The organism is Lacrimispora sp. 38-1 (genome assembly GCF_049890855.1).
GTDB lineage: Bacteria > Bacillota > Clostridia > Lachnospirales > Lachnospiraceae > Lacrimispora.
Map to the genome: position 1 here is coordinate 22630 of NZ_JBANEW010000046.1, position 24014 is coordinate 46643.

Here is a 24014-nt window from a genome sequence, read left to right on the forward strand (position 1 = left end):
CCTTCACTTGATTAATATAAGTATATCATAATGTCTACAATCGTTGTAGAGTCAATACACATAAAAAAACGCCATAGCTGACTACGGCGTTTTTTATTAAATTATAAGAAAGCGCGCTTCCATATTACTGATACCACTGCGCCTGTGCCTCAAACATAACACGATAAGTTTCATTGTTCTTAAGCAGTTCCTCATGCGTTCCTATTCCTGCTATGGTTCCCTTTCCCATCACAACAATCCGGTCCGCAAGTCTGGCTGAACCGATCCGGTGGGTAATAATAATCGCAGTCTTGTCTTTTGACAATTCTGCAAACTGGCGGTAAACTCTGGATTCTTCCAGAGGATCAATGGATGCAGTTGGTTCGTCAAGCACGATTAATTCATGCTCCCGATACAAACCTCTTCCTATGGCAATACGCTGCCACTGCCCCCCAGACAGATCCGTACCGCCAAATTCTCTTGCCAGCATCGTATCGATTCCATCTGTCAGTTCTCCGCTCTTTCCCTCCAGGTTCACTTCTTTTATTACCTGTCTTAACCAGTTTTCTTTCTGAACATCAGCAGAATCACTGATACTGATATTTTGTCTCAGAGTCATCTTATACCTTTGGAAGTTTTGGAAAACACCGGAAGCTTTTTTAAAAACCACATCAGGAGATATTTCTCTGGTACTGCAGCCGCCAATCAATACATCACCGTCTTTTGGCAGGTATAAACCAAGTAAAAGCTTGGCAAAGGTTGATTTTCCTGCACCGTTCTCTCCCACTACCGCAATGGTTTCCCCTTCTCCTATAGATAAATTTACATCTTTTAAAATCATAGTTTCATTACCGGGATATGCAAATGATACACCATCAAATTCAATGCCGCAATGAGCTAACTCAGCTGTTTTCCCTTTTCGTTCAGGCAGCTTCATAAAGTTTAAGGTATTATTGACTGCAGGTAAGAAATTAGAAATATCACCGATACAATATTGGACGTAATCCATATAATTAAACATCTGATCAATCGATGTAAAGATCGCCGCAAATGCCGCAGTTCCCAGAATCCCCATTTGTAAATACCGGTACATCAGTCCCAGTATCACTATGTAAACCAATAGACTCAGCAGCCGGAGCCCTAATTCCACCAGAGAACTTTTCCGTTCTGTTTTCCAGGATTCCTTTTGAAACAGAAGAATCGAGATCTCATGAAGCTCCCGGAAAAAAAAGACGGCTCCCAAAAGCCTTGTTTCTTTTACATATTCCCTGTCAGCGATGCATGCCTGATAATATTCCATTTTCCGGCGCAGAGGTGCCGCACAATTCTCCAGTTTTTCATAGTATCGGGTTCGTAGATACTGTCCGCCCAGCGTAGGAAGCAGGACCAGTAAAATTCCCAGACACAGGGCCGGATGAATCCGGTAAATGTATACAGACAAAAACAGAAAATACGGAATATTAAATGCGGTGAGTGATAGCAACAGCTGAATCATTTCACCTGACTGCTCCACTCCCTTATAAGCCTGATTGACCGAATCCAGCACAGTGCTGTCCTCATAACGGATCGGTTCAAGCCTGGCTGCTTTTACATTTACCAGCTTTCCAAGCCACCCTCCAAGGCGCACACCTAAATCTTCCATCATCAGATCTGATGCTCCCTGGAGCAAAAGAGTAATCAGGGTGAACGCTCCCCAGAAAATACCAATTCCTATTACTATCCCAAGCTTGTGATTATAAGGCAAACGCCCTGCAGCCTCAAAGAAATACTGTTTAACCGGTGTGCCTGCGGCGGTTGCAAGACCAACAACAGCACACAAAGTGACAGAGGTAGCGGTATGTAACCTGTCATTTTTCCATAGTATCCCCAGCAGTTGGGCAAATAGCGGAACTGCAGATGCCTGTGTTTTCTGCTTCATTGATACCACCTCCTCTGACTCTCGAACATTTCAGCATAAAGACCTTTTTGTTTCATTAATTCTTCATGATTACCAAATTCTTCAATATGGCCATCTGCCAAAACAAAAATCTGATGTGCCAGCCGGGTAGATCCCAGCCTATGACTGATGAATAGTGTGGTACGCCCACGGCTGATGCTCTCAAATTCCTCATATACCCTGCTTTCACTGATAGGATCAAGAGCGGCAGTGGGCTCGTCCAGAATCAGGACCGGTGCTTTGCTGTTAACTGCTCTTGCCATAGCCAGCTTTTGCCATTGACCTCCCGAGAAATCCACACCATTTTCTTTGATCTTTCCAAGGTTCGTATCAAGACCCTGAGGAAGATTACAGATCTCATCATATATTCCAACCGTTTTTAAGGCATCTTTTATTTCATCTGTTTTTTCTGCCTCATCCATGAATGCTGCTGCACCTACAGCAACGTTTTCTTTTATAGAAATGTAATATTTTGCAAAATCCTGGTACAAGCCGCAGAACATGGCCTTTATCTGCGGTTGTGTATAGGTTCTCAGTTCTATCCCATTGATTAAAATTTGCCCTTCATACTGATGATAAAGACCAGTAAGCAGCTTGGTGATAGTTGTTTTTCCTGCACCGTTTGCTCCTACAAATGCATAGTGCGCTCCATTTTCAACGCGAAAGCTTAAGTGCTTTAAAATCATATGATCGGATCCCGGGTAGGAAAAGCTTACGTCTCTAAACTCCACTTCTCTTATTTCCACTGACTCCTTAACAGGAGGTGCATCCACCCCTGGTACCTCTTCCAAAGCGGCAAACGCTGTAAGATCTCTTAAATATTCCCTGCACTGGGAAAGCTGGGATACGGCTTTTGTCAGTTCCACTCCAACCATATTCACCAGATCGTACATTCCGGTAGCAAGGGCAATAAACATACCAGTGGAAATCTGGCCGGTAGAAACCGGGAACAGCAAAGCGATTACAATGAAGGAGGAAAGAATGGTGATAACGGCACTTCCTCCCCTCACGCTGCAGGCTAACTTTAAGTTTGCCCTCCATTTTATGAGCCTGGCTTTCTCATATTGCTCATACCAGTCCCCATTCAGCTTATCAGAATAACCAAACAGCGTCCGCTCATTGACTGCCTCACGACCAGAAAGCACACTGGCAAGATACTGATAGCGGCGTTCATGATCTGCAACCTGCTTCTTTGCATTATAATTCTTCTCTCCGGTTTTTAACGACAGGATAATTAAAGGAATGCAAAGAACTGCTGTTAGAATACCAATCCACCATACCTGCGTAAAAACAATATACAATACACCAAATATTCGGATTACATACAAAATCAGATTGTAAGAACGCTGCAGCATCATGGTGATCTGCCGTTCGGGCTGCTTACTTACCCGATTAATCAGATTCCAGCTATCTTCATTTTCAATCAGATAATAAGAAAGCCTGGAGCGCTTCTCTGTCAAAGTCCTGTTCATTTGGGCTGCAGCACGGATCCTGATGCGGTTTGTAAAAACTACTCCGACCCGAAAGGAAATTCTTCTCCACCCCACACAAACTGCCAAAATAGCAAACCACACAAACACACTGCTCCACCGTCCATTGTTCTTTAACGCAGTGTCGGCAGTATCCAGAAATTTTGCCAGAACCGCCACCTGAAATACAGCAGAAAGTGCAGTCAGCAGTTTCTGGATTCCTAACGCTGAAGCAGCCTGCGGATCACAGGCAAATGGAATTGCAAAAAAATCCACCCAACCGTACTGTTTTTCTTTAAGTCTGAATTCTCTTTTGCTCAATCATTGACCCCCCTTTTCCTTTTTTCCATAATTTACCTAATTCATCATATCAGGCAATTATAAAATGGGCAATATAATTAAACAGTTTAGGAGGACAATTTAGCGAACTATTACTCTGCTTGCAAATCACAAAATTCAGGCTTATACTGAAGAAAACAAATCTCTGTTTAGGATAGAGTACAAAGGAGTGTTTATAATGAATTTAGAAATTTATGATACTGCAGACTCAATCTACGTAGAAAAAGAGAACCGGACAAAGGTCAATTATTTCATTTTTGATGAATATGAAATTCATCTCAATACCCTTCCCCCTCATTCCATTCAGGAATGGCACAGACACCGAAAAATTGAAGAAGTTATATTTGTAATTTCCGGTAAATTAAAAATCTTATGGAAAGAAGCAGAACAGACAGAATGCCGGGTTGTTTCGGAAAATTCAATCGTCAGAGTGAAAGATTCCATTCATACACTGGAAAATGATTCCGATGAGGATGTCCGGTTCCTGGTTTACAGAATGGTGCCTGACGGCGTTGATAAGAGATCTATTATAAAAAATGATAAAGAACTCATCATATAGAAATAAAAGGAGTTTCCACCGTACAGACTCCCATGCCTGCTGCCTGCCCGGCAGAAACTCCTTTTTCATCCCATATTAAATATTCGATGCCACCTCAAATGAATCCCATATCGCGTACATTATATTGGAAACCTTTCTTGCATCTCCAAGTATGTAAAGATCTTTGACTTCATGCTTTAATTCATTATAAAGTCTGTTTTCCGAATCATAACCCACTGCAAGTACAACAGAATCCGCACTTAATTCCTGTTCCCCTGTACCAGTTTCAATTAAAACCCCCTGGTCAGTCGTCCGGATTGCTTTGGAACCCGTATAAACAGCAATTCCTTTGTTTTGAATCAATGATAAAAGCATGCTGATGTTGGCAAAGCACAGCGGTCCATTTAGTTTTAACAAACCATCCTGGGTTTCCACAATAGAAACATCTTTTCCGTTATTCTTCAGCCACAAAGCCAGTTCACATCCAACCAGACCTCCGCCTAAAACCACCACACGGCTGCCGGGATCCCTGGTTCCAAGAAGCACTTCTTCGGCTGTGAATACTTTACTGTCATCTCCAAGACGAAAGACCTTGGGTTTTGAACCGGTTGCGACAATTACAGTGTCCGGACTGGCTTTGCGGATCATTCCAGGAGTTACCTCCGTATTATAATAGACCGGTACTGAAAGATCTCTCAGCGTATTTTCATACCAGTTTGCCAGTGCATGATCATCTTCTTTAAAGTCCGGTGTTCCTCCGGGAATTAAATTTCCCCCCAGGCGGTCTGTCTTTTCATATATCACCGGCTGATGGCCTCTCATACTCAGCACCCTGGCAGCTTCGCATCCGGCCACTCCTCCACCGATAATCATTACCTTTTTCTTTTTCAGAACAGGCTTCAATTCTGTAATCCGTTCTCTTGCGCAGGAAGGGTTAACCGCGCAGTTAAGCCAGCCATAATGAACCATGCGGCCCAGGCAGCCCTCATGGCAGGAAAGACATGGGCGGATCAGCTCTGACTGACCGGAACGCAGTTTGTTTACATAATCAGGATCTGCAAGCAGCGGACGTCCAAGTCCGATTAAATCACAGCTTCCGTCTTCCACAGCGGAAAGTGCCAGATCCGGATTATCCATGCGGCCGGCACAGATAACAGGGCCATTTACCGCTTCCTTAATTGCTTTTGCGTAAGGGATGTAAAGTCCTTTCTTTTGATACATCGGTGGGTGATTCCAGAACCAGGCATCGTAACAGCCCACATCCACATCTAAGGAATCATATCCATACTGCTCCAGCAGCTGTGCGGCTTCAATCCCTTCCGGCAGGTCACGTCCTTTTTCTTCAAACACCTCACCAGGAAGAGCGCCGACACGCCAGTCCTTAATAAATGATTTGGGACTGTAGCGGAGCGTAACAGTGAAATCTTCTCCGCAGGTTTTCTTAATTTCCTCCACGATTTCTCTTGCGAAACGAAGGCGGTTTTCCAGGCTCCCGCCATATTCATCCGTTCTGTTGTTGAAAAACGAAATCGCAAACTGGTCAAGGAGATACCCCTCATGGACTGCATGAATCTGAATTCCGTCAAAACCGGCATTTTGGGCAATTGCCGCTCCTTCACCAAACCGTTTTACAATGCGGTGGATCTCTTCTTTTGTTAAAGCCCGGCAGGGTATATCAACCCAGCGGTTCATAATTTCCGAGGCAGATACCGGTTTTAGATCCGGATCAACCGGAGGTGCCACACGGCCAAATCCTGCACTTAACTGGAGAAATACTTTGGCATCATAAGCATGAATCCGCTCTGTCATCTCTCTTGCAGTCCGGGTAAAATGCACCGGGTTGATAGTCGGACATGGCGTGCTTGGCATAGAGTGATGTTCTGCCTCATTATCAACAAAGCATACACCTGTAATGATAAGCCCGGTTCCGCCCTTTGCCCGCTCCACATAATAATCAACTCCTCTCTGGTTGAAGCCTCCCACGGAGTCTCCCAGACCCTGAGGTCCCATAGGCGCCATAACAAAGCGGTTTTTCAATGTGACACTCCCGATTTTAACCGGTTCGAAAAGCTTTTCATATTTGTTCTGCATATTTTTCCTCTCCTTTTATTGGTACTATGGAAAAATAGTATCAAATACAAAGGGAAAAGGGTATGTCTGAATCTATAAACTTTTATCTGTTTCTTATTGGTTTTGCTAAGATTTCTTTTGTTATATGAAACAATTTCATCTGCTTTTTTTATTTTTTTGTAACAATTCATTCTGGAACCCATATAAAAACGGTGTTATAATATCTCTCATAATGATCTATTATTACAGACGAAAAGAGGACGCTTATGGCAAAGCATATGAAAAATCTGGCGGAGTTTTTAAAGAACTACAGCTGTCATTGTCATTTCAGTAATGATTTCATCATCAGATCATGCCGATGTCTGGATGGCTTTCCTGAAGCATTCTGCTCAGATATCATTTACATCGCACATGTCTCAGACCTGCCTGATTCTCTCCCGCTTTCAGAAGCTGTCAATCTTTTACTCATTGGGGATAAGGAACTGCCCCGTTTCTATGGCGCAGAAAATAAAATCAACTGGATTGTCTGTGATCCCGGTCTGGTAACACTGCCAAAGTTAATTAACCTGACTGAGGAATTCTTTTTTGAGGAACTGACCCTGTACCAGTACAAGGAAGAGATGATCCGCGCATTAAACGATCCGGATGCCATGAAGAAAATGCTGGAAGTGACTTATAAATATGTCCAAAATCCGTTGAGAGTGATTGATTCCGCCCATAATCCCGTGGTTTCCTGCTGGGATGAGGAACAACTGGATGAGCCCCAGTGGATGGAATATAAGGAGAACCAGACTTTCTCCCAGAAATACAACGATACATGCAACGCCGATTACGCATTTCAACGTCATATGCTCAATTCCCCGACACCGTATATTATGAATTATCCGGAGATTTATAAACACCGCCAGCGTATCCTGCGCATCAGACAAAGCCATATGAACATTGCCTTTGTCAGCGAACTGGAATACAACCACCCCTTTACAGAATTTACCAGTGAAATATTACAGGTCTTCGCCCATTTTGCAGGAATCCGGCTATGTAATGATGCGCATTTTTACTGCTCCTACGATTCCCCATTATCGGAAATACTTCTTTATGTTTTAAAAACGCAGCAGCCCAATCCGGAAAAGATCAGGCAGCTGATGAAAAAATCCGGTCTCCATTTTAAAAAATACTTATACTTAATCTATATCACAGACAACGACCTTTTTGACTCCAGGGAGAAAATGGTTTATATTTGTACACTGCTGGATAAATTCTTTACTGGTGGGCTGACTCAGATGATCGAAGGTAAAATAGTTATCCTTCTGGATTCTGATCAATGCATGAAGTCTCCCCTCGATGACGACCGCCTGCAGAACTTTCTTCAGATTCTAAGTGCAAATCATATTTTTGCTGCAGTAAGCCGCGCTTTTTTGGACCTTTCACAGGCAGGTTATGCCTTAGAGCAGGCAAAAAAGGCCTTTGATTTTTCAAAGCAAGAGGGATGCACCGGTCAGTTGTTTTTTTATGAAGATTATATTTTAGAAGATCTGGCAGAAACCTACCTGCTTCATAACCCGCCTGTTCACATGATTGAGCCGGGTCTTAACGAACTGATTGAATATGACAGGATCCATGGTACGGCCTTAATGGAAACACTCACCTGCTACCTGGATCATCATCTGGATCTGCACACTGCTTCTGAACGTTTGCATATCCATTTTAACACTCTGAAATACCGCATGCAGAAGATGAAAGATATAACCGGACTTGATTTAAACAATATTGATGTTATTATGAGGATCAGGCTGTCTTTGATTGTCATTAAGTCTGGAGATTTTACATAGTTATGCACAAATGCAAAAAACTGCCGCACTCAGTGAACCAGTGCGGCAGCTCTTTATACTTATGATTTTTGTTTTAAATATCTCCATGTCGTTTCCGGCACCAGTCTTTGTACATCCTGGAACCTGCCTTTTTTAACCGCTTCTCTGACTCTCGAAGCGCTGATGACTTCTTCTCCCTGTGTTTTTCGTTCAATTTCTATAACTTCTATTCCATACTCAGGAAGAATCTGTTTCATTGCGGTATTATAAGAACCGGTTACTCTGCATATAGGCTCTGTTCCTACAAAGCGTCTGGTTATGCCAAGAGGAGGGGCAATTTTTTCTGCAAACAGTTCCAGATCAAATTCACAATTGGCTTTATTGGCAGACACCTTTTCTTTCAGATAATAAGTGGGAAAAGTGGCAGCAGAAACCATATAATCAGACGCCTGATGAACAATGACTCTTTTTAAATCTTCTGTTCCCCGTAAAACCATCTGATAACGGTCTTTTGCGCTGTAAAAGGTCCGCTTATCCGATAATACAAACACATGCAAATAGTCACACTGCTTCAAAGCTTCTTCTATTAAATACCGGTGTCCCAGTGTAAACGGATTACAGTTGGCAACAATTGCACCAACTGTAATCCCATAATCTTTGGCATCGATTGGTGTTATTTCCTGTATTGCCCGGATGAATTTTTCAAATCCCTGTTTTTCATTCTCCATAAACAATACAGATTTTGTTCGGAACACGGTATAAAATCCTAAACTTCTAAACATTTCCTCATTCTTTGGTTTTGTATATAAGACAAGCCTGCTTCTTCCACGCTCAAACTCGTACTGAACCAGCTGGGAAACCACGCTGCCTGATAATCCTTCTCCAAGATGAAGAGGATCCACTGCAATGCACTTTAACACATTCTCTTCCACTGAACCTGCTGCAATGATTTTGTAATCATCATCAAGTACACACGCACTATATTCAATCCCCTCATCATAGTTAAGATCCTGACTGGCTAAAAATTGTTTTAATTCTTCCAGTGCACGGCCCTGCAACGGTCTTCCTTCCAGCATAGTTCACCTGCTCACTTTCCTGTGCACGCATCCTCAATCTCAGATAAAAAGATGGAGGCCGCCAACAAATCGGCACACCCGCCGCTGCTATAGTTTTTATGAATAAAATAGGTGTCCAATTCCGTCAGCTTCTCTGTTGCACCTTTGGAATAGGCACCGCCTGAGAGCAAAAACTCCTGTGACAGCTTCTGCACTTCCTTAAGCCCCTCGCTCCTGCACCTGGACAGGATATTTCCATCCTCCACCTGACTCATCAGGGTAAACAGCGCCTGGATTTTCACCAGATTCCAGTTCCTTCCTTCTTTCTTTCCCTGTCTTATAACCGGTAATGCCAGGTTTATCACGGAAGGATAACCATCTGCCGCCTCTCCCCTGATTCCTCTGGAACCATAAGTACATAAATTCTTTTGACCATGGGTATCTTTACTGTTCTGGATCTGTATGGAGTCAAGTTCATTTAATAAAATATTCTTAACCATTTTTTGTTCCTGCATAATCAGCCTGCTTATGGACACCTGACCATACTTTTTAAAACAGCTTCCAGCAGCCGCACATAAGATACCCATGGTAAACACTGCACCTTTATGGGTATTAACCTGGCCGGTGGCTTCATACATCGCCTTTTCTGCCTGAATACCAATCTGGCGGATCTTTAGAAAACATCCTTCTGGTTTTTCAGACATTTGAATTCCTGTTTCAGCAAATCTGCAAAAATATGGCAGCAAAGCATCTGCGCTTCTCTTAAATGTAAGCAGATTCATATCCAGGTGTGCTCCATTACTGAGCGGATCCACGAGCCCCGGTTTTGGCGCTGTATAAACTTCCTCTAACAGTGCCAATCCCGCCATATTCCCAAGCCAGACGGCATAATTTTCACATTTCTTCTTATCTGTTTCTATCATCTAATTATCCGCGAAAGTATATTCTTTCACCTTGCGCACTACATCTAATATGGTTCCATCCCGGCTTTCGATAATCCCTACAACCTTATCATCAAATTCCACTTTCTCCGGTTCTCCTACCATGGAATAGGCAATATCACGGAGTTCCTCAATTGTCTTAAAAGGAAGATCGACTCCTTTCATGCAGTCAATTAAGTCCTGTCGCTTCGGATTGATTGCAATTCCATAATCAGTCACTACTACATCAATACTTTCTCCCGGAGTGGTCACTGCAGTTACTTCCGTACAGACAGCCGGAATTCTTCCTTGTAACAGCGGAACGATGACGATCGCACACTTGGCACCGGCAGCTGTGTCCGGATGTCCTCCCTGCGCTCCGGTTATCTCTCCGTCTGATCCAACCACCACATTGCAGTTGAAATTGACATCTACTTCAAGAGCAGCCAGTATTACAAAATCCAGTTTATTCACTACTGCACCTTTATTAAAAGGATTTGCATATTCTCCGGCAGAAATACGGAAATGTTTTAAATCTTTTACCGACTCTACTGCATCAAGGTCAAAATCCTGGGTATCCAGAAGGCAATCCACCTGATTATTTGCTAACAGATCACACATGGGCTTTGTCAGGCCACCAACACCGAAACGCATGCGGATATTGCGTTCCTTCATTATTTTAGCAAGTGAAATGGTAGATGCAATGGATGCTCCGCCTACCCCGGTCTGATAAGAAAATCCATCTTTAAAATAAGGAGTATTTACAACAAACTGGGTGCAGTAATCAGCCATCATCAGCTTTCTCATATCTGTGGTGGGTTTTGCAGCACCTGTGGCAATTTTATCGGGATTGCCAATGGCATCTACCACAACTACATAATCCACCTTTGTCATGCTGATATGGGCTGGAAAATTGGGGAAAGGTACCAGGCAGTCTGTAATTGCTACCACCTGATCCGCATAATCTGCATCCACAAGGGCATAAGAAAGAACTCCGCAGTTACTCTTGCCGCCAATCCCACGGCAATTGCCGTAATCGTCACAGGTGGGTGCACCGATAAATGCAATGTCAATTCTGGTTTCTCCGCTTTCAATGGCACGAACACGGCCTCCATGAGAACGCATGATAGCCAATCCTTTTAATTTACCGGCGGAAATGGCCTTTCCAATTTTTCCTCTGACACCAGAAGACTGAATATTGGTTATGGTTCCATCTTCAATATATGGAACGATTGGATCGTGAGCCTTACCAAGGGAACTGGCGCAAATGGTGATGTCTTTAATGCCCATCCGGTGTACTTCTTCCATTACCATATTTACAATATAGTCACCTTCCCGGAAGTGATGATGAAAGCCAAGAGTCATACCATCTTTTATGTTGCATTTCATCAGCACATCATGAATGCTGTCTACTAATTTACTCTTTGAATTATCACTCACAGATCTGGTTACAGGACCATCCTTTTTATAAGTATATCCATCTCTGTAGTGAATCCCCTGGAATACTTCCTTTCCAGTAACTTTTAAGATCTCTTCCGGGATATCTCTTCCAACTGCATTTATCATTTTACAAATCCCCCTTATATACGCCCGACGCTTTAGCCATATAAATGGTACGTATTGCACCGTCATAAAATGCGATATCAATCATCTTTCCGTCAACGGTAAATACGCCGATTCCCTTTGCCTTCTTATCATTGATTTCCTTGACTACCTTTTCTGCAAAGATAATATCTTTCAGTGTTGGTGTAAATATTTCATGTACAATACTGATCTGTCTTGGATTTATAATTGATTTTCCGTCAAATCCCATTAAATGAATGGATTCTACCTCTTTCCGGAAGCCTTCCATGTCATCTAAATTCGTATAAACGGTATCAAAGCACTGGACCCCGGCTGCTCTGGCTGCGATGATCATCTGCTGCCTTGCACCCATAAGCTCTACTCCGGTTCCTGTAATATGAGTCTGCAAATCTTTGGTGTAATCACCGCCGGAAAGAGCAATACCAAAAAGTCTTTCTGAGGATTCACAGATATCAAGAACTTTCATTACTCCTCTGGCTGATTCAATGGCCGCCATAATAAGCGTCCTTCCTTCGGGAATATCAAACTCTTTTTCTGCCGCAGCAACCGTTTCCTCAACCAGCTTCACATCCTCTGCCCGCTCTGTTTTCGGAATTCGTAAGGAATCACATCCACCTGCTACCGCACAGCGGATATCTTCCTTCCAGTAAGGGGTATCCAGGGCATTGATCCGGACCACCCGTTCACACCCATGGTAATTGATTTCTTTCAGTGCATGATATAGGGAAAAACGTGCAGCATCCTTCTGGTTTTCGGCCACTGCATCCTCTAAATCCAGCATAATGGAATCTGGCTTATAAATGTAGGGATCTTTGATTAAACCCGGCTTCTGGGCATTTAAAAACATCATGGATCTTCTTAGTCTTTTCTTTTCCGGATTCATCATCGAACAGCTCCTCCCCATGGAAGATTTTCAAATTGCCCGATAGAACGGAACAGTGCCCCTTCCACACGCGCTTTTATTGTACAATCCAGTGCTCCTTTGTCTACGATAGAGATTTTCACCTGACTGACTTCCATATTCTTAAGAGTTTCCATCACAACCTTTTTGATCTGATTACCAAACTGATTGATAACCACACTTTCCAGGTTAAATTCTATGCCATCATTACCAGGTTCTACCGTAACCTGGCAGTCGCTGGATTCCAGTGTTCCGGCCATTGCCGGCTGCACGATTTCCATATTGCTCCTCCTCTTATTTCCGTTTTCTGTTGTAATTGATCAGGCTTCCCGCTTTTACAATCTCACGTTCTTCCTGTGTCATATCCGTGATATATAAATGAATTTCTTCGGCTGAATCTTCTTTTATCACATAGGCTGTGATATCTGACATATTTCCGCTTTCCAATGCAGTTCGTACTCCAGGGACAAATATATAATCGCCTGTTTCAAATTCCGGTTCGTCCTTCATCTGAAATGGCAGCATTCCCCAGTTCATCACATTAGAACGATAGCGTTTCGTCGCATATTCTCTGGTTATGTTGGCAAGTCCGCCAATGACTCTCTGACAGCTGGCCGCCTGTTCTCTGGCTGAACCATCTCCCGGCTTGATTGCATAAATCATACTTCCAATCTCTGTATCCGATAGTTCGATGGTATCCATACCAGGTATTTTTTTGACTGTATCATAGATCTTTGTAAGCTCCGGATCCAATTCTGCCGGAGAATTTCCTGCAGTTCTTGCTTTTTCCAGACGGTCAACGCTTTTGCTTCTTTCCACATAAGCCGGATCTCTTCTGGATAAGGTAAATTCAGCAAGTCCCAACGGATTGGATCGGTAAGAAGCGGTTTCACCAGATGGAATTAACTCATCTGTGGTTGTAACCTCATCCATAATCTTAGAGCACACTTTTAAAAGAATGTTCTCTGTCAAAGCACTCATTTCCGGCCAGTCTTTAATATTGGGACCGCATACCAGTTCTTTCTCTTTTTGTTCCTGATTAAATCCCTGGTATATTCTCTTTTTATATACAGTGCTGTCAAACTGATAATCCGGGATATTTTCCCAGCAGTCAAACGCTTCTGCCGAAGTAAGCACGCCTCCGTTTGCTGCAGTCGCCGCAATGGAACGGGCATCCATCAGTGCAACAGCTGCCATCTGACCGTTTCCAGGCTTGGAGCCTTCCCGGTTGGGGAAGTTTCTGGTGGTGTGGCGGATACTCAGCCCATTATGAGCAGGAGTGTCACCGGCACCAAAGCATGGTCCGCAGAAAGCAGTCTTTAATACAGCTCCTGCCTCCATTAAGTCTGTCACAGCACCTTTTTTCACCAGATCCATGTAAACAGGCTGTGAAGAAGGATAAACGGAAAGGGAGAACTCACCATAGCCGCAGTCTCTTCCCTTTAAAGCTTTGGCAGCTTCTATAACATTGGTATAATTGCCTCCGGCACAGCCTGCAATAATTCCCTGCTGAACCTGAAGTTTACCATTGATAATTTTATCGGTCAGAGTAAATGGAGCACGTCCCTTGCTTACTTTCTCTGCCTCTTTTTCTACCAGACGGAGAATGTCGCCCAGATTTTCACCCAGCTCATCAATTTCATAGGTATTGCTTGGGTGGAAAGGCAGTGCAATCATAGGTTTCACCGTACTTAAATCCACATAGACACAGCCATCGTAAAAAGCCCTGGCTGCAGGTTTTAATTCCTGGTAATCTGACTCTCTGCCATGAACGGATAAGTAACTTTTTGTATCCTCATCAGTACTCCATATGGAGCTTAAGCAGGTGGTTTCCGTTGTCATTACATCAATTCCATTGCGGTAGTCCGTGCTCATAGAGGCAATTCCTGGTCCAACGAATTCCATAACCTTATTTTTCACATAACCATTTTTAAATACTGCGCCGATAATTGCCAGGGCAATATCCTGCGGACCCACTCCGGGATTAGGTTTTCCTGTCAGATAGACTGCAATAATATCCGGGTAAGCCAGATCATATGTATCGCAAAGAAGCTGTTTTACCAGCTCGCCGCCGCCTTCACCAATTGCCATGGTTCCAAGTGCGCCATAACGGGTATGGGAATCAGAACCCAATATCATCTGACCTCCGCCTGCATGCATTTCCCTCATATACTGATGAATAACAGCAATATGAGGCGGTACATAGATGCCACCATACTTTTGAGCCGCTGACAAACCAAAAACATGATCGTCTTCATTTATGGTACCGCCAACTGCACACAAAGAATTGTGGCAGTTGGTCAGTACATAAGGAATCGGGAATTTATCCATACCAGATGCTTTCGCCGTCTGGATAACTCCTACAAAAGTGAGATCATGGGAGGTCATGGCATCAAATTTAATTTTTAAATGGGACATATCTTCAGAAGTATTATGGCTCTTTAAAATACCATAGGATATGGTCCCTTTTTTTGCTTCTTCTTTTTCTGAATCTGTCAGGGCTCCTGATTTCAGGTAATCTTCCTCAGAAACAATTTCCTGACCATTCATCAGATATACGCCGCTGTCATAAAGTTTTACCACGTCTTAATCCTCCTGCTTTCTAACAATTAAGTTGTTTCATCATTCCCTGTCAGCAATATGTAATTCCTTCCAGTATCAGGTTTGCGGTGCGAAATCCGAAGGTATCTTCCACGATCGTTTCATTTCCTTCCACATGGAAATCAACACCTGCTTCCAAAATACCGCCTGCATGACCGATACGGATAAACTTTGTATCTGCTCCCGGTCTTAAAACCTCATTTACCACACTGCCAGGAATAATGGCCGCCGCCGCTGTACACATGGCACCAGTCATGGCGTAGGTAGGGTGAGTCTTCTGCATGGACATCATACGGGATAACAGATCAATGCTCTCTCCCTTTATGGTACTTCCCGAGTTGGTCACATACTCATCGGGTTCTGCCACAAAAGTCATTTTAGGAATTCCCGGCATCTCCCACGCTGATTTTTTATAGTCGGTTATTAATCCCATTTTTACAGCTGCCAGCCCTCTTACTGTCTCTAATAGATCCAGTTTTTCCTGATCAGAATCCAGTTCTTTTGGAAGTTCTTTTCCTGTCAGTCCCAAAGCAGAAGCCTTTACAAATACCAAAGGATTGGCTGCATCGACAATAGATACTTCTACCTGGCCAAAGCCCGGAACCTCCAGCACATCTACAGCATTTCCTGTAGGCAGAAGTTTTCCGGAAACACTTCCTGCAGGATCTAAAAACTTCAGCTTAACCGGAGCACCTGTTCCCGGAACTCCGGCGATGGCAAAATCACCATCGTATTTGACTGCTCCGTCTTCTACCTGTACCTCTTCTTCAATAATTTTCCCGGTATTGGTATTGAACACTTTAACAGTTGTGACCGGCTCAGTTATTTTTACAAGTCCCTGTTCAACTGCAAAAGGACCGACTCCTGAAGAAATATTGCCGCAGTTTCCTTTATAGCTTACAAGGGGTTTATCCACTGATACCTGTGCAAAGGTATAATCCACATCTGCATCTGCACGGCTGGATACTCCTATAATTGCAACCTTGCTGGTGACAGAAGCTGCGCCACCCAGACCGTTGATCTGCTTAATATCAGGACTTCCCATGATTTTCATGAGAACTTCATCTCTTTCCTGTTCTACAGAAGGGAGATAATTTTCCAGTATGTAAACACCTTTACTGGTACCTCCCCGCATAATGGAACAGGGAATTCTTCTTCTTTGCCTATTTAACATTATGCTTCCTCCAATTAGCGAATAATTCCATAAATTCCGATTGTTGCTAAAATTGCATTTGCAATTACACAAACAATTGCAATCAGAAACAGGCGGCCGAACAGTTTATTCTGCTCCTGATCTTTATTTTCAGAACTGGACGCTGTCATATATGCTGCCAGAATGAGTCCGCCACCGGTAGATGCCGGGCTGAATGCTGCAGATAAAGAAGAAGTAATTACTACGCTGGCAAGCTGTGCAAAACCGGCGTTGCCAGTTCCTAATGACTCGACGATCGGACCAAGTGTAGGAATCATGGAAGGCATTACCACACCTGTCGTTGAACTGAAAAATGACAAAACAGAAGAACTGATTGCAATGATTGGAGCCGCTGTCTTTGGTGTCATGATAGACAAAAGTCCTTTTGACATCAGGTCCAGTCCGCCAAGCTCAATTACAACATTCATCAGAACACCTACGCCGCAGATTAAGATGAGTGTTCCCCATGGTACTTTTACCAATGCTTTCTTTTCATCTGTTACGCCTAAAATCACCAATACTGCCGCAACTAAAAAGGAAGCCAGACCTACATTGATATTAAAGCCAACAACCATGATTACCATCACCAGTACGCCAGTGATTGTGATCCACTGCTGTTTATTCAGATGCTCTTTTACTTCCAGAGATGCAGTACTTTTATTAGCAGGTTTAATCTTCCAGATCTTATAATAAATAGAGAAACCAATCATAAGAATAGTTGACCATAAAATACAATTCCACATGACTGGAAGTTCAAATCCGGTAAAACCAGCTTCTGTTCCCAGCTTTTCCATTAATACTCCCGGAGGTGTTAATGGGGACAGAGTGAAACCATTGGCTGCTACTTTAGCTGCCAGTGCAAACAACAATGGATTTTCTCCCATATTGACTGCAATCGTTACTGCAACAACAGTCATTAAGTTTCCTACCGCGATATTGCCTGGCCCGATAATAGTCAGGAATCCAGCTACAAGGAATATAATGACAGGAACCAGATAAGTTCTCTTTCCCGCAAGTCCGATTCCTTTTTTTGCAACAAGCTCCAGTGTACCATTCACCTGTGCAACGCTGAACAAGAAGGATACACCAACCAGTGTAATAAACAATTTCGCATCAAAACCGGCCAGTACCTTGCTGTCACTTAAGCCCCCCAATCTGGCGAGAATCAACGCTGATCCGATTGCCAGGACACCAATATTGCACTTTTTAACAAATCCAATTGCCACTACTACAAACAAAAATAGTATAGATATAATATCTATGTAGTTCATGCCTGTTCCACCTCATTATTAAATTTTTTCTTTACGGTTACCATCTCTGAATTATATAATCCTATCGATAAAAACAATATAACATGTTCAAAACTATATGTCTAATTCATGTTTTCCATAAAAATTATAGTTTCTGGCTATAATATTCTTGTATTTTTTAAAGGTTTCAGGTAAAATTATTACAGAGGTGATACCATGGACTTTAAAGATTTGAATTATGTTTTAGCTGTTGCCAAGCATCAGAATATAACCAAAGCTGCTAATTCCTTATATATTTCCCAGCCTACGCTTACAAAATTCCTGCAAAGCCTGGAAAGCAGCCTTGGACAGAGACTGTTTAAAAAAATTGGAAACCGTTTCATACTCACTTATGCCGGAGAGAGATACGTAAAAAAAGCCGGAGAAATCCTCCAGCTGAAAAAAGAATTAGACAATGAACTGTCAGATATTATTAAAAGCAATATCGGTGTATTAAACATTGCCTTTCCTGTCATGCGGGGAACCTACATGCTTCCATGCACGCTTCCTATTTTCAGAAGCCTGTATCCAAATGTTATTATTAATATTAAGGAATCCTCTTCAGCCACCCTGGAGAATATGATCCTTTCCGGTGAGACAGACCTGGCGTTTTTTAACAAACCCGTGAAAAGCCCGGAGGTAGAATATGAAGTGATCAGTCATGAAGAGATGCTTCTGATCATGTCAGTCAATCATCCTCTGGCAGACCAGGGGATAACGAAAGAGGGATGCACCCGTCAATGGTTTGATTTATCACTCCTTCAGGATGAACGTTTCATTCTTCAGGAAACAAACCAGCGTTCACGCCAGACGGTAGACCGTGTTTTTCAGCAAATTGGATTTCAGCCGAATAAGATGCTGATTACAAGCAATATCAGAGCAGGCGCAGAGTTGGTTTCAAAAAACTACGGTGTTGCCTTTGTTACTGATACACACTTAAAACATATGAATTTCCTTGATAAGCTGGTGTGTTTTTCCTTTGGCACGCCTAATACAATGGTGGATTTTGTGGCCGCTTACCGTAAAGGATCGTATCTGAATTACCATGCAAACGAATATATAAAAATTGTAAAAAACTTCACTTAAAGACAAAATCGAAAAGCTGCCAGGCAAACATGCCCGACAGCTTTTCGATCTTTTATTCTTTTATTTTTTTACAATAACTCTTTTCCCAATATCTTCTTTCTCTTTCGCGTCCGGTTCTGCGCCGATGCCGCCAAATGGCATCTCTGCGATGAGCTTCCAGTGATCCGGAATATCAAATAATCTGGCAACCGCCTCATCAATCACCGGATTATAGTGCTGAAGAGATGCTCCGACTCCCATTTCCCGTAAAGCAGTCCAGACATTGGATTGAAGCATTCCGTTCGCCTGATTGGCCCAGACCGGGAAGTTATCTGCATAGAGGGCGAACTGTTCCTGATAGGATTTTATAACCGACTCATCGATAAAATACAGAACCGAACCATATCCGCTCTTAAATGTATTAATCTTTTCCCGGTCTATCTGTCCGCCAAACGCATCATACACACTGTCCCACAGCTGATCCTGCTTCGCTCCGAGAGCAACAACAACTCTTGCGCTCTTCATATTAAAGGCATCCGGGGTAGCTTCCGTTACCTTTCTGATCATATCCAGTACTTCCTCTTCCGATACGGGAAGGTCACGGTTGATATTATAATAAGTTCTTCTCTTCTCAAGGCTCTGAATAAATGACATAATATCTGTTCCTCCTTTATTTTATTTGAAACCACTATGGAAATCATCTCTAATCCTGTGTGTTTTATTCATATAATCTGTTTTGTTATTAAAATACTACCACATTATTCCATGGAAGTCAATATGGTTTTAATAAATTATATTTAGTAAAATTAATTCTCAATAAGAACTGATTTCAATCACTCTGTCAACCCAGTCTCTGTAAAATGATACTTCATGGGAAACCAGCAAAACAGTGCCGGGAAATTCAGATAATGCTGCCTTAAGCGCCAGTTTCGCCTGTACATCCAGATGATTGGTGGGCTCATCCAGGATGAGAAAATTATAAGTTCTTCCTGTCAGCAGGCACAGCTTTACTTTTGCCTGCTCTCCTCCGCTTAAGGTTCTGATGGGCTGAAGCGCATGTTTCCCCGATATTCCATTTAAAGCCAGCTTTTTTCTTACCTCCTTTGTCTCCAGGGATGGAAAATGATCCGACACGATCTCTATGGGAGTCAGACAGTCATCTTCCCATATCTGATCCTGCTCATAATATCCAATGACCGCTTTTGCAGAAAAACAATACTCACCGCTTAAAGCAGGAATCTCATTCATCAGGGTTTTTAACAGTGTGGATTTGCCGGCTCCGTTAAATCCCGTTATAACTACTTTTTCTCCCTCTTTCATGGAAAAATTCACGGAGGATAAAACCGGAAAGCTGTAGCCAACCGTCAGATCTGATACTTTCATTTTTCCTGTCGAAGAGAGCGTCCCCTGATCAAACTGGAAAAATGGTCTGATTTCCTTCTGCTCCAGCGCCTCCAGCCGTTCCATATGATCAAGCTGCTTTTGCCTTCCTCTTGCCATTTTCGATTTTCTTCCGGCTATATTTTTGCGGATAAATTCTTCCGTCTTTTTAATTTCTTTCTGCTGTGCAGAATATTGTCTTGTATAATTTTCCCGTAACTGTATTTTCTTTTTCAGGAATTCTCCGTAGGAACCAAAGTATTTTACTATTTTTTTATTATCAATATCACAAATCCAGTTTGTTGTTTTAGTAAGAAACCCTTCGTCATGAGAAACAATGATAAATGCCTGCCCGATGCCGCACAGATAATCCTGGAGCCAGACAATATGATCGTGGTCCAAAAAATTGGTCGGTTCGTCTAACAGCAATACATCCGGCTTCTCAATCAACAGCTTTGCCATAATGACTTTTGCCCTCTGGCCTCCGCTCATTTCTCCAATTGGACGGGTAATCCCAATAGATGAGAGCCCCAGCCCCTGACAAACCAGATCAATCTGTGAATCAATCCGGTAAAAATCACGCTGTTCCAATGTCTCCTGATATCCTGCAGCTGCCTTAAGAGCACCTTCCTGTCCCTCGGCTGCACGGGCATACAGCTCATTCATCTTTTTCTCCATGATGTATAGTTCTTCAAATGCAGTTTTTAAAAATGCTTTCATTGTCATGGAACCGTCTATACTGGCGTATTGATCCAGGTAACCGGCTTTTGTACCCGGATACCACACCACTCTTCCCTGATCCGGTATGATTTCTTCTGTACAGATTTTAATTAAGGTACTTTTTCCTGTACCGTTCTGACCCGTAATTCCAATATGTTCTCCTTTATTAAGAACCAAATCTGTTTCATGAAACAGCTGATTATCTCCAAATGAATGAGATAAGCCTGTAATCTCCAATAAACTCACGTCTATATTCCTTCTTTCCTGTGTTCATTTCAAATACAGACGTATTTCCTCTTTCTATCCTAATATCCCTGTTGCTGATTTTTTTAAATAAAAAAACAGAAGACATGGATACAATCTCCTCTGCCTTCTGTCCGGATTTTCTACAACAAAAGGCCATGAACAAACAAAACATTGTCCATGACCTTATAGCGCAAAAAGAAGCAGGGAAAACAGGCATCAAAAGAAGAAACAGCCTGTAACGCTGTTCTTATTGCTGCACTGTCTCCCGATGAATTCTATAAGCGTATCATTAACCGCCATACTCTGTACAATGTTTCACCGGGTTGATTTGTACAGAGCTCATTCGTCTTGTCAATTGATCGCTAATAAAAATACTCATATCTGCTCTCCTTACATTTGATTATCTGACTATATCACCATCTGGTTTTTCTGTCAACCCGGGCGCTTCTATTTTAAGCTTCCCCCTGGCGGGTATCAGCCTCCACACAAGAACACTGATCACAGCCAGAAATGCAGAACAGACAAAATAAGGTGCCCTCCCGCCAGCCAGTTGGAATACACTTCCTCCGATAAAAGGACCAATGATTCCGCCCAGACTGGTACCAAACATATACTTTCCGTAAAAATTTCCCATTACCCGTTCCGGAACTCCTTCCACAAACAATGCATCCAGGGAATAATCCTGGGCAGTAAGGGCTAACTCATACAATGTCCAGATAATCGCAAATATCCACAGATTCGGACTGAAAACCAGAAAAATAATGAGCACAGCAGCAATCAGCGTAAATGAAAGAATGGTTTTTTTATATCCCAGCCTGTCTCCGATTTGTCCGATTCTGGGACTAAGAAAAGCAGAAAGCATTACCGGCAATAGAAACACAACTGCTACAGCTTCCATATCCACATGGTATACTTCCATCATATACGGAATAATCAGCACTCCTGCCATCCTCACCGGTATGCAGTAAAGGAGATTTAAAATCCATATCTTCTGTTCCAGCGGGGTATAAACTGCCTTTTCAGACTGGGAAACAGGTTCTTTCGTGTGTGAAGATCTTTGGGTAAATGTATACACCAGTGAAACCATTGCAAAAGCGGCACTGATTAAAAACAACCTGTTCCATCCTTCTAGAAAATCAGAGCGGCTGAACACGTAAAATGTCAGACCGATTCCCAGGATTCCTCCGAATTGCCGGTTACTGCTATATCTTCCAAGTCCCTGTGCAAAGCTGGTTTTCTCTGCCGTGATCAGGCTGACTGCAGAAATTGTTAAGAGAATCCCTGCCGCTCCCTGTACCATTCTTGCAGCCAGTAAGTATCCAAGACTTCCTGCCTTTGCAAATAAAAAATAAGCCAGTCCATACAGGAACAGGGCACAGCATATTACCGTGTAACGGCTGTAACGGTCGGATACCTTTCCAATCAGCAGCCTCATGATCAGTTCTGAAAATGAATAAACAGAATACAGAATGCTTAATTGAAATACGGTATACCCCAGTTCGTTTGTATAAGCAGGCAGCATCGCGTCGAAAACAAGGAAGGGCAGCGACACCAGCACAATGGACAATGCGACTTTTTCATACTTCATATTTTATTCCCCCTATATCATGATACCAAATGCCTGGTCGATATCTTTTGTAATTACGCTATCCACAAAACCATTACCTGCCATATCAGAAAGAATCTTAATGGCCTGACTGTGCCCCATTCCCTTCCGGTAGGGACGGTCTTCGGTAAGAGCCTGATATACATCAAGACACCCCATCAGGCGGGAATTGAAATCCAGTTCATCCCCTGTCTTACCGAAAGGATATCCCTTCCCGTTCAGTTTTTCATGGTGGTTGGCTGCCCATTCCGTAATGTCTTCAAAGCCTCTGATGTTCTCAAGTGCAACTCTTGTATAATACACATGTCTCTTTACTGTCTCAAATTCCTCCGGAGTCAGGGCACGGGGAACATCCAGAATACTGTTTGGTACAGCCAGCTTTCCTAAATCATGTAAGTCAGCTGCAATGATCAGCCGGGCAGTCTCCTCCTGGCCTTTCTTATAATATTCCGCCATTCTGGCTGCTTTTTCTGCCAGACCTTTGGAATGGCGTCTGGTAAAACTTGATTTTGAGTCAACAATTCTGGAAAACACACCGGTAACCTGGCGGATTTTATCCAGGGGCACCTCCATCTCAAAGGATGGGACCAGAGCGTCAAGAGCCGGCTCAATCCTGTCATTGCTTAGATTTTTCCAGAGAGACTGATCCTCCACCATCTGATGAAGGATTGCAGCAAGCTGCGGTGAAACCATGCCTGCCTCACAACTGTCCACCCACTTGAGCACCTTTTCGTGGGAATAATCTCCGCCTGCATATTTAAAATAGTTTTCAAAGCTGTCAGCTGCAGCTATAATCTGTGAAATAAGCGGTATCTCATCGCCCTTTAACCCGAAAAACCCATTTCCGTCATAGCGCTCATGATGGTAAAGTATCACATTCAGAGGCTCTGTCAGAAACGGGTAGTCTTTTACATTCTTTTCTCCAATCACACAATGACCTCTGGAACCTTCAAATCCTGTCACTGCATGATCCCCTTCCTGGGGAAGCTGTTCATAGAGACTTGATTCACTTAAACCGTTATCATGGAGAATGGAGAGCGCGGCGGCATCGTAAACCTCTTCTTCCGTTAAATCCAGTCTCCTTGCTATGCATAAGGTCAGATAAGCAGTTCTCTTTCCATGATTCGACTGCATTCCCAACCGGTCCATCTCTACAAAGTCCAATGCAAATGAGACAGCTATCAGAAAATCATTTAAGCTGAATTGCATGTTGTATCGGCTCCTTCCGTATCCATTTCTGTTGTATTACTGATTTACTGATAATTATTACATAATAAGGTTATTGTAAATCAGTGTGAAATGTCTGTCAACCGGAC

At 42.9% G+C, this 24014-nt stretch carries 18 protein-coding genes; 3 read left to right on the forward strand and 15 right to left on the reverse strand.

Translation table 11 applies throughout. The features are described from left to right. Positions 1-124: 124 nt before the first annotated feature. Complete coding sequence (locus V7D18_RS10225) at positions 125-1897, reverse strand: ATP-binding cassette domain-containing protein (protein WP_426154014.1); 1773 nt, start codon at positions 1895-1897, stop codon at positions 125-127. Further along, a complete protein-coding gene (locus V7D18_RS10230; RefSeq protein WP_426154015.1) occupies positions 1894-3705 on the reverse strand; it encodes an ABC transporter ATP-binding protein in 1812 nt (603 codons plus the stop codon). The genes V7D18_RS10225 and V7D18_RS10230 overlap by 4 nt, the downstream gene beginning before the upstream one ends. Before the next feature lie 196 nt (positions 3706-3901). Between V7D18_RS10230 and V7D18_RS10235 the strand changes: the two genes are divergently transcribed. After that, the gene (locus V7D18_RS10235) at positions 3902-4282 is read left to right on the forward strand and encodes a cupin domain-containing protein (protein WP_426154016.1); all 381 of its coding nucleotides are present in this window, start codon (positions 3902-3904) and stop codon (positions 4280-4282) included. Between the two features lie 75 nt (positions 4283-4357). Here the strand turns inward: V7D18_RS10235 and V7D18_RS10240 are convergent, their stop codons facing one another. Continuing rightward, entirely contained in the window at positions 4358-6352 is a 1995-nt protein-coding gene (locus V7D18_RS10240; RefSeq protein ID WP_426154017.1) for an FAD-dependent oxidoreductase, read from the reverse strand. Between the two features lie 245 nt (positions 6353-6597). On the opposite strand from V7D18_RS10240, the gene V7D18_RS10245 reads away from it, so the two are divergent. Further along, positions 6598-8160 (forward strand): PucR family transcriptional regulator, encoded by a 1563-nt coding sequence (locus V7D18_RS10245; RefSeq protein ID WP_426154018.1) that lies wholly within the window; start codon positions 6598-6600, stop codon positions 8158-8160. A 59-nt stretch (positions 8161-8219) separates the two neighbouring features. Here the strand turns inward: V7D18_RS10245 and citC are convergent, their stop codons facing one another. Genes citC through V7D18_RS10285 form a run of 8 tightly spaced genes read right to left on the reverse strand, consistent with a single transcriptional unit; the run spans position 8220 to position 17663 of the window. Beyond that, positions 8220-9215, reverse strand: coding sequence for a [citrate (pro-3S)-lyase] ligase (citC, locus tag V7D18_RS10250; protein ID WP_426154019.1), 996 nt, complete (start codon positions 9213-9215; stop codon positions 8220-8222). 11 nt (positions 9216-9226) lie between these two features. Beyond that, positions 9227-10117 (reverse strand): triphosphoribosyl-dephospho-CoA synthase CitG, encoded by an 891-nt coding sequence (citG, locus tag V7D18_RS10255; RefSeq protein ID WP_426154020.1) that lies wholly within the window; start codon positions 10115-10117, stop codon positions 9227-9229. Continuing rightward, the gene (gene citF, locus V7D18_RS10260; protein WP_426154021.1) at positions 10118-11680 is read right to left on the reverse strand and encodes a citrate lyase subunit alpha; all 1563 of its coding nucleotides are present in this window, start codon (positions 11678-11680) and stop codon (positions 10118-10120) included. Between the two features lies 1 nt (position 11681). Then, on the reverse strand, positions 11682-12584 hold the full coding sequence (locus V7D18_RS10265; RefSeq protein WP_426154023.1) for an aldolase/citrate lyase family protein: 903 nt from the start codon (positions 12582-12584) through the stop codon (positions 11682-11684). Further along, a complete protein-coding gene (gene citD, locus V7D18_RS10270; protein WP_426154024.1) occupies positions 12581-12880 on the reverse strand; it encodes a citrate lyase acyl carrier protein in 300 nt (99 codons plus the stop codon). The genes V7D18_RS10265 and citD overlap by 4 nt, the downstream gene beginning before the upstream one ends. 13 nt (positions 12881-12893) lie before the next feature. After that, positions 12894-15182, reverse strand: coding sequence for a hydratase (locus tag V7D18_RS10275; protein WP_426154026.1), 2289 nt, complete (start codon positions 15180-15182; stop codon positions 12894-12896). Between the two features lie 49 nt (positions 15183-15231). Beyond that, on the reverse strand, positions 15232-16374 hold the full coding sequence (locus V7D18_RS10280) for a 2-methylaconitate cis-trans isomerase PrpF family protein (RefSeq protein WP_426154027.1): 1143 nt from the start codon (positions 16372-16374) through the stop codon (positions 15232-15234). Between the two features lie 14 nt (positions 16375-16388). Then, positions 16389-17663, reverse strand: a complete 1275-nt coding sequence (locus tag V7D18_RS10285; protein WP_426154029.1) for an SLC13 family permease — start codon at positions 17661-17663, stop codon at positions 16389-16391. Between the two features lie 195 nt (positions 17664-17858). Here V7D18_RS10285 and V7D18_RS10290 point away from each other — a divergent pair, with 195 nt between their 5' ends. Further along, complete coding sequence (locus V7D18_RS10290; RefSeq protein ID WP_426154031.1) at positions 17859-18767, forward strand: LysR family transcriptional regulator; 909 nt, start codon at positions 17859-17861, stop codon at positions 18765-18767. Positions 18768-18827: 60 nt separating this feature from the next. Here V7D18_RS10290 and V7D18_RS10295 read toward each other — a convergent pair whose 3' ends face one another. From V7D18_RS10295 to V7D18_RS10310, 4 genes are all read right to left on the reverse strand, one after another. Then, entirely contained in the window at positions 18828-19400 is a 573-nt protein-coding gene (locus V7D18_RS10295; protein WP_426154033.1) for a nitroreductase family protein, read from the reverse strand. A 159-nt stretch (positions 19401-19559) separates the two neighbouring features. Further along, positions 19560-21092 (reverse strand): ABC-F family ATP-binding cassette domain-containing protein, encoded by a 1533-nt coding sequence (locus V7D18_RS10300; protein ID WP_426154035.1) that lies wholly within the window; start codon positions 21090-21092, stop codon positions 19560-19562. Between the two features lie 400 nt (positions 21093-21492). Further along, positions 21493-22680, reverse strand: coding sequence for an MFS transporter (locus V7D18_RS10305; RefSeq protein WP_426154037.1), 1188 nt, complete (start codon positions 22678-22680; stop codon positions 21493-21495). Between the two features lie 12 nt (positions 22681-22692). Then, positions 22693-23907, reverse strand: a complete 1215-nt coding sequence (locus V7D18_RS10310) for an HD-GYP domain-containing protein (RefSeq protein ID WP_426154039.1) — start codon at positions 23905-23907, stop codon at positions 22693-22695. Positions 23908-24014: the final 107 nt, after the last annotated feature.

Excerpts from the sequence above, each read along its gene's own strand:
- citG (WP_426154020.1), bottom strand. The coding sequence starts at position 10,117 with ATGATAGAAACAGATAAGAAGAAATGTGAAAATTATGCCGTCTGGCTT.
- citC (WP_426154019.1), bottom strand. The coding sequence starts at position 9,215 with ATGCTGGAAGGAAGACCGTTGCAGGGCCGTGCACTGGAAGAATTAAAA.
- V7D18_RS10280 (WP_426154027.1), bottom strand. The coding sequence starts at position 16,374 with ATGTTAAATAGGCAAAGAAGAAGAATTCCCTGTTCCATTATGCGGGGA.
- V7D18_RS10235 (WP_426154016.1), top strand. The coding sequence starts at position 3,902 with ATGAATTTAGAAATTTATGATACTGCAGACTCAATCTACGTAGAAAAA.
- V7D18_RS10295 (WP_426154033.1), bottom strand. The coding sequence starts at position 19,400 with ATGTCATTTATTCAGAGCCTTGAGAAGAGAAGAACTTATTATAATATC.
- V7D18_RS10305 (WP_426154037.1), bottom strand. The coding sequence starts at position 22,680 with ATGAAGTATGAAAAAGTCGCATTGTCCATTGTGCTGGTGTCGCTGCCC.
- citF (WP_426154021.1), bottom strand. The coding sequence starts at position 11,680 with ATGATAAATGCAGTTGGAAGAGATATCCCGGAAGAGATCTTAAAAGTT.
- V7D18_RS10265 (WP_426154023.1), bottom strand. The coding sequence starts at position 12,584 with ATGATGAATCCGGAAAAGAAAAGACTAAGAAGATCCATGATGTTTTTA.
- V7D18_RS10310 (WP_426154039.1), bottom strand. The coding sequence starts at position 23,907 with ATGCAATTCAGCTTAAATGATTTTCTGATAGCTGTCTCATTTGCATTG.
- V7D18_RS10225 (WP_426154014.1), bottom strand. The coding sequence starts at position 1,897 with ATGAAGCAGAAAACACAGGCATCTGCAGTTCCGCTATTTGCCCAACTG.
- V7D18_RS10240 (WP_426154017.1), bottom strand. The coding sequence starts at position 6,352 with ATGCAGAACAAATATGAAAAGCTTTTCGAACCGGTTAAAATCGGGAGT.
- V7D18_RS10290 (WP_426154031.1), top strand. The coding sequence starts at position 17,859 with ATGGACTTTAAAGATTTGAATTATGTTTTAGCTGTTGCCAAGCATCAG.
- citD (WP_426154024.1), bottom strand. The coding sequence starts at position 12,880 with ATGGAAATCGTGCAGCCGGCAATGGCCGGAACACTGGAATCCAGCGAC.
- V7D18_RS10245 (WP_426154018.1), top strand. The coding sequence starts at position 6,598 with ATGGCAAAGCATATGAAAAATCTGGCGGAGTTTTTAAAGAACTACAGC.
- V7D18_RS10285 (WP_426154029.1), bottom strand. The coding sequence starts at position 17,663 with ATGAACTACATAGATATTATATCTATACTATTTTTGTTTGTAGTAGTG.